Raw genomic sequence first — 12,046 nt, 5'->3', positions numbered from 1 at the left:
CGCAGAGGCGCAGAGCACTCAAGAGGCGCACCATGGCGCCGATGCTGCCAAACCGACGAGCCCGGCCGTGTGTGACAGGCCCCGCCGATGGCAAGGAGGACTGATGAGCACCGCTGAGCACGGGACGTGGGGGAACGGACGGGGCACCGTGGGGCACCAGCGAAAGCGAACGGCAGGCGGGACACCTTGAGGATCTTCGGCAGGGCACGGCACCGGCCCTCCGCCACGTGGCGGCAGGCGACCGACCGGGCGTTCACGTTGATCAGCGACGGGCGGTACGAGGACGCCGGCGCGCTGCTCATCCGTGCGGCCGACCTCGAGCCCTGGCGTTCGGAGTCCTGGTACAACCTCGCGCTGCTCCACAAGTTCCGGCACGACTGGGAGCAGGCCCGCACCACCGGCCTGCGGGCCGTCGCCCTGCTGGACCGCGCGCCCGGCGCCCCCGACTGGTGGAACGTCGGCATCGCCGCCACCGCCTTGCAGGACTGGCCGCTCGCCCGCCGCGCCTGGCAGGCGTACGGGCTGCGCCCCGACGCCGCCGGGTCCGGCGCCGTCGAGATGGAGCTGGGCAGCTCCGCGGTGCGGCTCTCCCCGGAGGGCGAGGCCGAGGTGGTCTGGGGCCGCCGCATCGACCCAGCCCGCATCGAGGTCCTGAGCATCCCGCTGCCGTCCTCCGGCCGCCGCTGGGGCGAGGTCGTGCTCCACGACGGCGTCCCGCACGGCGAGCGGCGCACCGCCGACGGCGCCACGTACCCCGTCTTCGACGAGATCGAGCTGTGGGCGCCCTCGCCCGTACCGACCTGGCTCGTCCTGTTGGAGGCGGCGACCGAGTCGGACCGCGACGCTCTGGAGCAACTCGCCGCCGACGCGGGCTACGCCGCCGAGGACTGGTCGTCCTCCGTCCGGCTGCTGTGCCGTACCTGCTCCGAGAGCCGGATGCCGACCGACGACGGCTCCGACGGCTCTCGCGATCCGCACGACCAGGGCGAACCCGGACACCCGGGCCACCTCAGCCACCGCACCCCCGGGGCCCTGTGGGCCCCCGAGCGGGAGTGCGGCATCGCCGCCCCCGTGGGGCTGGTGCGGGGCCTGCTGGACAGCTGGGTCGCCGACAGCCCGGACACCCGGGACTGGCGCGATCTCGAAGAGGTCTGCTGACACCTCCGCGGGCACGTACCCTTGATGGGCTATTGAGCTTTGGAGAAGGCCCCAGGAAGGCGTACGACGGACCATGTCGCAGCAGGAGACCGAGCAGACCGCATTCACCGACGACGTGACGGACGCGGAGGAGCGCGAGGCCGCCCACCGCGAGCGCGGCACGGCCCGCCCGATCACGGTCGTCGGCAACCCGGTGCTGCACCACCCGTGCAAGACGGTCACGTCCTTCGACGACGAGCTGGCCTCGCTGATCGACGACATGTTCGCCAGCCAGCGCGCCGCCGAGGGCGTCGGCCTCGCAGCCAACCAGATCGGCGTTCCCCTGCGGGTCTTCGTGTACGACTGCCCGGACGACGACGGCGTCCGCCACGTCGGGCACGTGGTCAACCCCGTTGTCGACGACCTCCCGGCCGAGCGCCGCGTGCTGGACGACGGCAACGAGGGCTGCCTGTCCGTGCCGGGCGCCTACGCCGAACTGCCGCGCCCCGACTACGCGGTCTGCCGGGGCCAGGACATGCACGGCAACGACGTCGTCATCGAGGGCACGGGCTTCTTCGCGCGCTGCCTGCAGCACGAGACCGACCACCTGAACGGCTACCTCTACATCGACCGGCTCTCCAAGCGCGACCGCAAGGACGCGATGAAGCAGATGGCGGAGTCCACCCCGAAGTACGAGACGGTTCCGAACGACTGATCGACCCTGCCGCTAACCTGTTCGACCCCGGCATGATCGCGCCGGGGACGAACAGGGGAGGGACATGCGACACAGAGCGCTGACGGCCGCCGCGGCGGGCGCTGCGGCGATGGTGGTCCTGACGGCTCCGGCCGCGCACGCGGAGGGGCGGGGGGACATCCGCGTCATCAAGACGGTGGTGGACCACGGCACCAATGTGATCGTCGGGACGAAGAAGGCCATCGCGTTTCCGATCGCCATGACGATCAGGGACGACTCGGGGATCAAGAAGGTCTCGCGCGTGAGCGCCTTCAACGCGACGAATGGGTTCGGACCCGTCGACTGGACCGACACCCGCTGCGAGAAGAAGAGCGCCACCACGTCGGTGTGCACGGCCACCATGACGATCCACCCGGATTGGATCCGGCCGTACGGCGAGGGCGGGATCGAGGGCTGGAACGCCAACCAGGTCGCAGGCGTGTGGCAGGTCAACGCCACGGTGAACGCGAACGACCGCGACTACTGGATCAGCGACAACATCGCCCGCTTCAAGGTGAAGCGCGCCTCGGTGCTCACCACCGACGCGGGGCCGGAGCCGGTCGCCAAGGGCGGCAAGCTCACCGTCAAGGGCAAGCTGACCCGGGCGAGCTGGCAGAGCCTGAAGTACTGGGGTTACGCCGGACAGCCGGTGAAGCTGCAGTTCAAGAAGGCGGGTTCCACGAAGTGGAGCACCGTCAAGACGGCCACCACGAGCAGCACCGGTGGCCTGAGCACCAAGGTGACCGCCACCGCGGCGGGCAGCTGGCGCTGGTACTTCCCGGGCACGACCACGACGGCCCGGGTGACCTCGGCCGCCGACACGGTCGCCCTGAAGTGACCGCGGGCGGGGCCCGGCCGATCCGGCCGGGCCCCGCCCGTCTGCGGCGCGGTGGACGCGCGGATCAGAAGTCGTCGTCGAAGGAGACCGTGCCCTCGACCGCCACCTGGTACGCGGAGGCGCGGCGCTCGAAGAAGTTGGTCAGCTCCTGGACGTTCTGCAGCTCCATGAAGGAGAACGGGTTCTCCGAGCCGTAGCGGACCGGCAGGCCGAGGCGGACCAGGCGCTGGTCGGCGACGCACTGCAGGTACTCGCGCATGGAGTCGGTGTTCATGCCGGGCAGGCCGTCGCCGCACAGGTCGCGGGCGAACTGGAGCTCCGCCTCGACGGCCTCCTCCAGCATCGCGGTGACCTGCTTGACCATCTCCTCGTCGAAGAGGTCGGGCTCCTCCGCGCGGACCGTGTCGACGACGTGGAACGCGAAGTCCATGTGCATCGACTCGTCGCGGAACACCCAGTTGGTGCCGGTGGCGAGCCCGTGCAGCAGGCCGCGCGAGCGGAACCAGTAGACGTAGGCGAAGGCGCCGTAGAAGAACAGGCCCTCGATGCAGGCCGCGAAGCAGATCAGGTTGAGGAGGAAGCGGCGGCGGTCCTCCCTGGTCTCCAGGCGGTCGATGGACTCCACCGAGTCCATCCAGCGGAAGCAGAACTGCGCCTTCTCGCGGATGGACGGGATGTTCTCCACGGCCGCGAACGCGGCGGTGCGCTCCTCGGGATCGGGCAGGTAGGTGTCGAGCAGCGTCAGGTAGAACTGGACGTGCACGGCCTCCTCGAAGAGCTGCCGCGACAGGTACAGCCGCGCCTCGGGGGAGTTGATGTGCTTGTACAGCGTCAGCACGAGGTTGTTGGCCACGATCGAGTCGCCGGTGGCGAAGAAGGCCACCAGCCGGCCGATCATGTGCTGTTCGCCGGGGGAGAGCTTGGCGAGGTCGGCGACGTCGGAGTGGAGGTCGACCTCCTCCACGGTCCAGGTGTTCTTGATGGCGTCGCGGTAGCGCTCGTAGAAGTCCGGGTAGCGCATCGGACGCAGGGTCAGCTCGAAGCCCGGGTCGAGCAGGTTCTTGGTGGAGCTCATTACTGACAGGCCTCGCAGGACTCGGGGTTCTCAAGGGAGCAGGCGATCGCGTCGGCGTCGGGCGTCGTCTGCTGGAGCGGGATGGGGGCGGCCGCGCGGGCGGACTGCGCGATGCGCGTGGCCGGGCGGGAGCGCAGGTAGTACGTCGTCTTCAGGCCCTGCTTCCAGGCGTACGCGTACATCGAGCTGAGCTTGCCGATGGTGGGCGAGGCCATGAAGAGGTTGAGCGACTGGCTCTGGTCGAGGTACGGGGTGCGGGCCGCCGCCATGTCGATCAGGGCGCGCTGCGGAAGCTCCCAGGCCGTGCGGTACAGCTCGCGGACCTCCGCGGGGATCCAGTTGAAGCCCTCGACGGAGCCGTTGGACTCGCGCAGCGCGTCACGGGTCTGCGCGTCCCAGACGCCGAGCTTCTTCAGGTCGGCCACGAGGTACGAGTTGACCTGCAGGAACTCACCGCTGAGGGTCTCGCGCTTGAAGAGGTTGGAGACCTGCGGCTCGATGCACTCGTACACACCGGCGATCGAGGCGATCGTCGCGGTCGGGGCGATGGCCAGCAGCAGCGAGTTGCGCATGCCGGTGGCGGCGACGCGGGCGCGCAGCGCCTCCCAGCGCTCGGGCCAGTTCTCCGCGGTGTCGTAGTGGTCGGGGTGCAGGACGCCGCGGGCGGCGCGGGTCTGCGACCAGGCGGGGTGCGGGCCGTGGCGCTCGGCCAGGTCGCAGGAGGCCTCGTACGCGGCGAGCATGATGCGCTCGGCGATCTTCGTGGACAGCGCCTTGGCCTCGGCGGAGTCGAAGGGCAGCCGCAGCTTGAAGAAGACGTCCTGCAGGCCCATCGCGCCCAGGCCCACCGGGCGCCAGCGCTCGTTGGAGGAGGCCGCCTCGCGGGTCGGGTAGAAGTTGATGTCCACCACGCGGTCGAGGAAGGTCACGGCGGTGCGGACGGTGGCGTCCAGCCGCTCCCAGTCGATGGAGCCGTCCTCGCCCACGAAGGAGCCCAGGTTGACCGAGCCGAGGTTGCAGACCGCGGTCTCGCCGTCGTCCGTGACCTCCAGGATCTCCGTGCAGAGGTTGGAGGAGTGGATCACGCGGCCGGGCTCGGCGGTCTGGTTGGCGGTGCGGTTGGAGGCGTCCTTGAAGGTCATCCAGCCGTTGCCGGTCTGCGCCAGGGTGCGCATCATGCGGCCGTACAGCTCGCGCGCCGGGAGGGTCTTGCGGGCCAGGCCCGCGGCCTCGGCCTTGCGGTAGGCGGCGTCGAACTCCTCGCCCCACAGGTCGACCAGTTCGGGCACGTCGGCGGGGGAGAACAGCGACCAGGTGCCGTCGGTGTCCACGCGGCGCATGAACTCGTCCGGGATCCAGTGCGCCAGGTTGAGGTTGTGGGTGCGGCGCGCCTCCTCGCCGGTGTTGTCCCGCAGCTCCAGGAACTCCTCGATGTCCGCGTGCCAGGTCTCCAGGTAGACGCAGGCCGCGCCCTTGCGGCGGCCGCCCTGGTTCACGGCGGCGACGGAGGCGTCGAGGGTGCGCAGGAACGGGACGATGCCGTTGGAGTGGCCGTTGGTGCCGCGGATCAGCGAGCCGCGCGAGCGGATGCGGGAGTAGGACAGGCCGATGCCGCCGGCGTGCTTCGACAGCCGGGCCACCTGGTGGTAGCGGTCGTAGATGGAGTCCAGCTCGTCGAGCGGCGAGTCCAGCAGATAGCAGGAGGACATCTGCGGGTGCCGGGTGCCGGAGTTGAAGAGGGTGGGGGAGCTGGGCAGGTAGTCCAGCCGGCTCATCAGGCTGTAGAGCGCCGCGACCTCGTCCACCGCGCGGCTGGTGCCGTCTTCGGCCAGGCCGGAGGCGACGCGCAGCATGAAGTGCTGCGGGGTCTCGATGACCTGGCGGGTGATCGGGTGGCGCAGCAGGTAGCGGCTGTGCAAGGTGCGCAGGCCGAAGTAGCCGAAGCGGTCGTCGGCGCCGTCGGCGAGCGCGGCGTCGACCAGCGCGTCCAGCCGCCCGGCGTGCTCGGCGACGAAGGCCGCGGTGCCGTCGGCGATCAGGCCCTCGCGGTGGCCCACCGCGATGGACGCGGAGAACGAGACCGCGCCCTCGCCCGCGGCCTCGTCGGCGATGGCCAGGGTGAGCAGACGCGCGGCGAGCCGCGAGTACTGCGGGTCCTCCGCGATCAGTCCGGCGGCGGCCTCGGTGGCCAGCGCCCGCAGTTCCGCCTCGTCCGCCGTGGCGCTGCGGCCGCGCAGCGCGGCGGCGGCGACCCGGCCGGGGTCGGTGTCGGTGAGGTCTGCGGTCAGTTCCGTCAGGACGCGCAGCAGTTCGGCTCCGGTTGAGGCGGGGTCCGATGCGGTGGCGGGTGCGGCGGGCGCGATGGTCACGTGAGCTCTCTCCCTCGTACGGCGGCGACGCGGAGGAGCGGCGGGGCGCACGTGGGGCAGGCCAGGGCATGCCGCGGCGCGTCCGCCGGCCCAACCCGCGAGGCCCGGACACTTCACCGTCCGGACGGCGCGCCGGACGGTGCCGTCGGCAGGTACTCGGACTCGCGGGCACGCCTTCAGGCGCCCGCACACCGTTGCGGGGCAGTCCCGGATTCCCACCGGCTTCCCCTGCGGCGACAGCGGAGTTGAGCATACATCTAGTGGCGCCCGCCCGTGACACCACCAGATGTTGTGTCGGTGCGGTTACAGAGCGAGGGGTTCAGCGGTGCCAGTCATGGCCGTCGCGGGAGTCGTGGACGCGTCCGGTCAGCGCGGCGAGGGCCAGGGCGAGGAAGAAGACCAGTGCGGTGACGGTAGCGAGGAAGGTTTCCATGCCTTCGACTGTGCTCCTCGCGGGGCCCCGCCGGGAGTGGCAGGACTGACGTACCACATCGAAATCCTGCCACATCCGGGCGGCCGCTCTGCCATCCTGGAGCCATGCTGCAGAACGTGGCCGTCGTCCTGCTCGACGGCGTCCATCCCTTCGAACTCGGCGTGGTCTGCGAGGTCTTCGGAATCGACAGGTCGGACGACGGCCTGCCGGCGTACGACTTCGCCGTGGCCTCCGCGGAGGGCCCCACGCTGACGTCCCCCGCCGGGTTCACCATCGGCACCCGGCACGGACTGGAGCGGCTGGAGGAGGCCGACCTGATCGCGGTTCCCGCGGGCGACTCCTATGTGCACCGGGAGTACCCACCGGAGCTGCTGGAGGCGCTGAACCGCGCCGTCGGGCGCGGGGCCCGGGTGCTCAGCGTCTGCTCGGGCGTCTTCGTGCTGGCCGCCGCCGGCCTGCTGGACGGCCGCCGCTGCGCCGTCCACTGGCGGCACGCGCAGGAGCTGGCGCGGCGTCACCCCCACGTACGGGTCGAGCCCGACGTGCTGTACGTGGACGAGGACCCGGTGATCACCTCGGCCGGCACCGCCGCCGGGATCGACGCCTGCCTGCACCTGGTCCGCAAGGAGCAGGGCAGCGACGTGGCCAACGCCATAGCCCGGCGCATGGTGGTGCCCCCGCACCGGGAGGGCGGCCAGACGCAGTACGTCGACCGGCCGCTGCCGCGTACGCGCTGCGACACCGTGGGGGAGGTCCTGGCGTGGATGGAACGCCATCTGGACCGCGAGGTCACCGTCGACGAGCTGGCCGCGCGGGCGCACATGTCGCCGCGCACCTTCGCGCGCCGCTTCCAGCAGGAGACCGGCACGACGCCCTACCGCTGGCTGCTGGGGCAGCGGGTGCTGCTGGCCCGGGAGCTGCTGGAGGGCACCGACGAGACGGTGGACGCCGTCGCCGCGCGCGCCGGGTTCGGCAACGCGGCGACCCTGCGCCACCACTTCGCCCGCTGGGTGGGCACCACCCCCCAGGCGTACCGGCGCACCTTCCGCTGTCCGGAGCCGGCCCGTACCGCATGACGACGGGCCGCCGCCCCGTCCCAGGGCGGCGGCCCGTGATCGCGGCCGGTGCGGCGGTCAGTGACCGGCGCCCACCGGCAGGTCCTTCTGCACGCCCGGGTCGCCGGCGTCGGCCGTGAAGTCGTCCTTGGTGGTCTCGTCCACGCCTTCGGGGGCCTTGAGGGCCCGCAGGACGAGGGTGAGGACCACGGTGACCACGACGTTGAGCACGAAGGCGGTCAGGCCGATGTAGCCGATCTGGCCGATGACCGGGATGGTGTCGGAGGAGCCGCCGAAGTGCTTCTGGGCCGGGCTGGCCACGCCGTAGGCCACCCAGGTGCCGTAGGCCATGCCGACCGCCCAGCCCGCCAGCAGCGCCCAGCGGTGGAACCAGCGGGTGAACAGGCCGCCGACCAGGGCCGGGAAGGTCTGCAGGATCCAGATGCCGCCCAGCAGCTGGAAGTTGATCGCGACGGTCTTGTCCATGGTGAGGACGAAGACCAGGGCGCCGACCTTGACCAGCAGCGAGACGATCTTGGAGACCTGGGTCTCCTGCGCGGGGGTGGCGTCCGGCTTGAGGAAGTCCTTGTAGATGTTGCGGGTGAAGAGGTTGGCCGCGGCGATCGACATGATCGCCGCCGGCACCAGCGCGCCGATGCCGATCGCGGCGAAGGCCACACCCGCGAACCAGGACGGGAACATGTTCTCGAACAGCTGCGGAATCGCCAGCTGGCCGTTGTAGCCCTTGACCCCGGCGCCGACACCGCTGGCCAGCGCCATGAAGCCGAGCATGGCCAGCAGGCCGAGCATCAGCGAGTACAGCGGCAGGACGGTGGTGTTGCGGCGGATGACGTCACGGCTGCGGCTGGAGAGCACGGCCGTGATGGAGTGCGGGTACATGAACAGCGCCAGCGCGGAGCCCAGCGCCAGCGTGCCGTAGGCCCACTGGGCGGTCTCGCCCGGGGCTAGGGATCCGCGGGGCTTGCCCGTGGCCGGGTTGACCTGGGCGTAGGCGTCGCCGGCCTTGGCGAAGATGTCGTCGAAGCCGCCCAGCTTGATCGGGATGTAGATGATCGCCACCGCGATGACGATGTAGATCAGCGTGTCCTTGACGAACGCGATCAGCGCCGGCGCGCGCAGCCCGGAGGAGTAGGTGTAGGCCGCCAGCACGCCGAAGGCGATCAGCAGCGGCAGGTCCTTGATGAACCAGTTCGACGACTCGCCGCCGCCCACGCCCATCACGTCCAGGACGGCCTGGATGCCGACCAGTTGCAGCGCGATGTACGGCATCGTGGCGAGGATGCCGGTGACCGCCACCGCCAGCGACAGGCCCTTGGAGCCGAAGCGCCCGCGCACGAAGTCGGAGGTGGTGACGTAGCCGTGCTTGTGCGACACCGACCACAGCCGCGGCAGGAAGGTGAAGATCAGGGGGTAGACCAGGATCGTGTACGGCACGGCGAAGAAGCCGGACGCGCCCGCCGCGTAGACCGCCGCCGGCACCGCCACGAAGGTGTAGGCCGTGTAGAGGTCGCCGCCGAGCAGGAACCAGGTGATCCAGCTGCCGAAGCTGCGGCCGCCCAGGCCCCATTCGTCGAGGTGCAGCGCGTTCTCGGCCCTGCGCCAGCGCGCGGCCAGGAAGCCCAGGACCGTGACGACCAGGAAGAAGAAGATGAAGACGGCGAGTGCGACGCCGTTGACCCCGTCCTTCACTTCGCGGCCTCCTTCCGTGCCCGCTCGTCACGGCGGACCATGACGTACGCGGCGTACGTCAGGCCGGAGGACAGGAACACCCACAGCATCTGGTACCAGTAGAAGAAGGGAATGCCGATGAACTCCGGGGTCAGCTTCGCGTACGAGCCGACCCAGAGCATGGCGACGAAGGGGATGACGAGGCAGACACCGGCGATCACACGTGTGGTGGTGACCACCGGTGGCCGCCCGGAGGTTCCGGATGGTTCGGACATTGCTACGGCTCCGTCCTGATCTCTTACTCCTGTGTAATGCGCAGGCAATCTAGAGTCAGGACGGTCGGCACGTCACTACCGCCCGCATTGCGGTATGGAAACGATCTACAAGGCCGGGGAACCGTACCGGGGTTACGGACGTTGCAGGCGGGCCACGAACTTGTAGCGGTCGCCGCGGTAGACCGAGCGCACCCACTCCACCGGCTCGCCGCCCGTGTCGATCGAGTGCCGGGACAGCAGCAGCATCGGCAGCCCCACGTCGGTGCCCAGCAGACCGGCCTCGCGCGGGGTGGCGAGCGAGGTCTCGATGGTCTCCTCCGCCTCGGCGAGCCGGACGTCGTAGACCTCGGCGAGCGCGGTGTAGAGCGAGGTGTACTTCGCCAGGCTGCGGCGCAGCGCGGGGAAGCGCTTGGCCGACAGGTGGGTGGTCTCGATGGCCATCGGCTCGCCGTTCGCCAGACGCAGGCGCTCGATGCGCAGCACACGGCCGCCGGCCTTCATGTCCAGGAGTTCGGCCAGCCGGTCGTCGGCGGTGATGTAGCCGATGTCGAGCAGCTGCGAGGTCGGCTCCAGACCCTGGGCGCGCATGTCCTCGGTGTACGAGGTGAGTTGCAGTGCCTGGGAGACCTTGGGCTTGGCGACGAAGGTGCCCTTGCCCTGGATGCGCTCCAGCCGGCCCTCGACCACCAGTTCCTGCAGCGCCTGCCGCACGGTGGTGCGCGAGGTGTCGAACTCGGCTGCCAGGGTGCGCTCGGGCGGTACCGGTGAGCCGGGGGGCATCGTCTGGGTCAGTTCGAGCAGATGGCGCTTCAGGCCGTAGTACTTGGGCACCCGCGCGGTCCGTCCGGCCGCGGCCCCGGCCGCCTCCGCGGTCTCCGTCACCGCAGTACCGGCCTCGCCGTCGGTCTCCATCGCCTCTGCTCCCGAGTGCTGTCGTGCTGCCGTCACCGGCTCCTCCGTCATTCGCGGCTCACATGGTGGCACGGCCAGGGCTCATGTCGCGTTACGAGCCCAGATGTCGGTCCGGTAACGGACGCGTCCGGTGCTCTTATACACCCTTGACACCCCTAAAGGTCTAGGCCAAGCTTCGGGTCACTGGTCTACACCACTTTGTACTCACTGCCCTGGGGAGGGTGTTGTGAAGCGCAAGCTGATCGCGGCGATCGGTGTCGCCGTCATGGTCGCCGGCGTTGCGGCCTGCGGTTCGGACGACAAGGGCTCCGGCAAGGCCGCGGCGCCGAAGGAGATCACCGTCTGGCTGACGGTCGACGCACAGAAGAACTGGCCCGAGTTGGTCAAGCAGGCGGACGACGCCTTCGCGGCCAAGCACAAGGGCGTCAAGATCCGCCACGAGTACTACGAGTGGACCGCCAAGAACCAGAAGCTCGACGCCGTCCTCGCCACCAAGAAGGTGCCGGACGTCGTCGAGATGGGCAACACCGAGACCCTCGGCTACCTGGTCAAGGGCGCGTTCGCCCCGATCGACAAGAGCAAGTTCGAGAACTCCGGCGACTGGCTGGACGCCCTCGAGGGCTCCGTGACGTACAACGGCAAGACCTACGGCGTGCCCTACTACGCCGGTGCGCGGGTCGGCACCTGGCGCAAGGACGTCGCCAAGGCGGCCGGCGTCACCAAGGCACCCACCACGTGGGCCGAGTTGACCGACGCGCTCGACAAGATCCAGAAGAAGAACGGCGACAAGTTCTCCGCCTGGTACCAGCCCAGCCGCGACTGGTACACCGCGCTGGCCTTCGTCAAGGACGCCGGCGGCGACGTCGCCAAGGAGGACGGCGGCAAGTGGACCGCCACCCTCTCCGACCCCAAGTCCATCGAGGGCCTGAAGACCTGGAAGGGCGTCCTCGACACGTACTTCCACGGCGACAAGAACAAGGACGAGGCCGACCGCTACATCGTCTACGGCCAGGGCAAGTCCGCGCTCATCTACGGCGCGAGCTGGGAGGGCGGCGCCGCCGCCGACCCGAAGACCGACAAGACGGGCAAGCTGAAGGACAACCTGGAGACCTTCGCACTGCCCGGCCCGAACGGCGATCTGCTGCCGAACTTCATCGGCGGCTCCGACCTGGTCATCCCGGTCAAGTCCGCCGCGCAGGACCTCGCCGCCGACTGGATCAACGCCTTCACCGACAGCGCGGCCCAGAAGGTCCTGATCTCCAAGGGCAACCTGCCCAACGCCAAGTCGCTGCTCGCCCCGCTCAAGGACGACCCGGCGACGGCCGCCTCCGCCCGGGCCAACGAGAACACCTGGTTCGTCCCGACCGCCCCGGGCTGGCTGCAGGTGGAGAAGAAGCAGATCCTGCAGAACATGCTGAACGACATCGCGGTCGGCAAGGCCTCCATCGAGGACGCGGCCAAGTCCGCGGACGAGCAGATCAACGCGGTGATCAACGCCGGCTGACCGGCACGCGGGCAACACAGTGATCG

Annotated in this window: 10 protein-coding genes and 1 riboswitch; of the genes, 5 read left to right on the top strand and 5 right to left on the bottom strand. The window is 70.0% G+C overall.

Annotated elements, in window-relative coordinates; genetic code table 11:
- Positions 1-186 precede the first annotated feature (186 nt).
- The 3 genes from PV342_RS28095 to PV342_RS28085 all read left to right on the top strand — a co-directional run bounded on the left by PV342_RS28095 (position 187) and on the right by PV342_RS28085 (position 2,708).
- A complete protein-coding gene (locus tag PV342_RS28095) occupies positions 187-1,158 on the top strand; it encodes a tetratricopeptide repeat protein (protein ID WP_329185797.1) in 972 nt (323 codons plus the stop codon).
- 73 nt (positions 1,159-1,231) lie between these two features.
- Positions 1,232-1,852, top strand: a complete 621-nt coding sequence (gene def / locus PV342_RS28090) for a peptide deformylase (protein ID WP_400798510.1) — start codon at positions 1,232-1,234, stop codon at positions 1,850-1,852.
- A gap of 64 nt (positions 1,853-1,916) precedes the next feature.
- Positions 1,917-2,708, top strand: a complete 792-nt coding sequence (locus PV342_RS28085) for a hypothetical protein (RefSeq protein ID WP_386994023.1) — start codon at positions 1,917-1,919, stop codon at positions 2,706-2,708.
- A 64-nt stretch (positions 2,709-2,772) separates the two neighbouring features.
- Here the strand turns inward: PV342_RS28085 and PV342_RS28080 are convergent, their stop codons facing one another.
- Positions 2,773-3,783 carry a ribonucleotide-diphosphate reductase subunit beta gene (locus tag PV342_RS28080; RefSeq protein ID WP_018561564.1) on the bottom strand — a complete coding sequence of 337 codons (1,011 nt, stop codon included), beginning with the start codon at positions 3,781-3,783 and terminating at the stop codon, positions 2,773-2,775.
- A complete protein-coding gene (locus PV342_RS28075; protein ID WP_500319094.1) occupies positions 3,783-6,152 on the bottom strand; it encodes a ribonucleoside-diphosphate reductase subunit alpha in 2,370 nt (789 codons plus the stop codon). The genes PV342_RS28080 and PV342_RS28075 overlap by 1 nt, the downstream gene beginning before the upstream one ends.
- A gap of 130 nt (positions 6,153-6,282) precedes the next feature.
- Positions 6,283-6,442: riboswitch (cobalamin riboswitch) on the bottom strand.
- Between the two features lie 247 nt (positions 6,443-6,689).
- Here PV342_RS28075 and PV342_RS28070 point away from each other — a divergent pair.
- Positions 6,690-7,661 (top strand): GlxA family transcriptional regulator, encoded by a 972-nt coding sequence (locus PV342_RS28070; RefSeq protein WP_386994019.1) that lies wholly within the window; start codon positions 6,690-6,692, stop codon positions 7,659-7,661.
- Positions 7,662-7,718: 57 nt separating this feature from the next.
- On the opposite strand, the gene mctP is transcribed toward PV342_RS28070, so the two are convergent.
- The 3 genes from mctP to PV342_RS28055 form a co-directional block, all read right to left on the bottom strand.
- Positions 7,719-9,350: a monocarboxylate uptake permease MctP gene (gene mctP, locus PV342_RS28065; protein ID WP_500319092.1), complete on the bottom strand. Its 1,632-nt coding sequence runs from the start codon at positions 9,348-9,350 to the stop codon at positions 7,719-7,721.
- A complete protein-coding gene (locus PV342_RS28060; protein WP_500319090.1) occupies positions 9,347-9,604 on the bottom strand; it encodes a DUF3311 domain-containing protein in 258 nt (85 codons plus the stop codon). Before PV342_RS28060 ends, mctP begins: the two co-directional genes overlap by 4 nt.
- A 132-nt stretch (positions 9,605-9,736) precedes the next feature.
- The gene (locus PV342_RS28055) at positions 9,737-10,516 is read right to left on the bottom strand and encodes a GntR family transcriptional regulator (protein WP_018563314.1); all 780 of its coding nucleotides are present in this window, start codon (positions 10,514-10,516) and stop codon (positions 9,737-9,739) included.
- Positions 10,517-10,742: 226 nt separating this feature from the next.
- On the opposite strand from PV342_RS28055, the gene PV342_RS28050 reads away from it, so the two are divergent.
- Positions 10,743-12,020, top strand: a complete 1,278-nt coding sequence (locus tag PV342_RS28050; protein ID WP_018563315.1) for an extracellular solute-binding protein — start codon at positions 10,743-10,745, stop codon at positions 12,018-12,020.
- The last annotated feature ends 26 nt before the right edge of the window (positions 12,021-12,046 follow it).

The organism is Streptomyces sp. PA03-3a (genome assembly GCF_033792735.1).
Taxonomy (GTDB): Bacteria; Actinomycetota; Actinomycetes; order Streptomycetales; family Streptomycetaceae; genus Actinacidiphila.
This window is presented reverse-complemented; position numbering and strand designations above follow the sequence as displayed.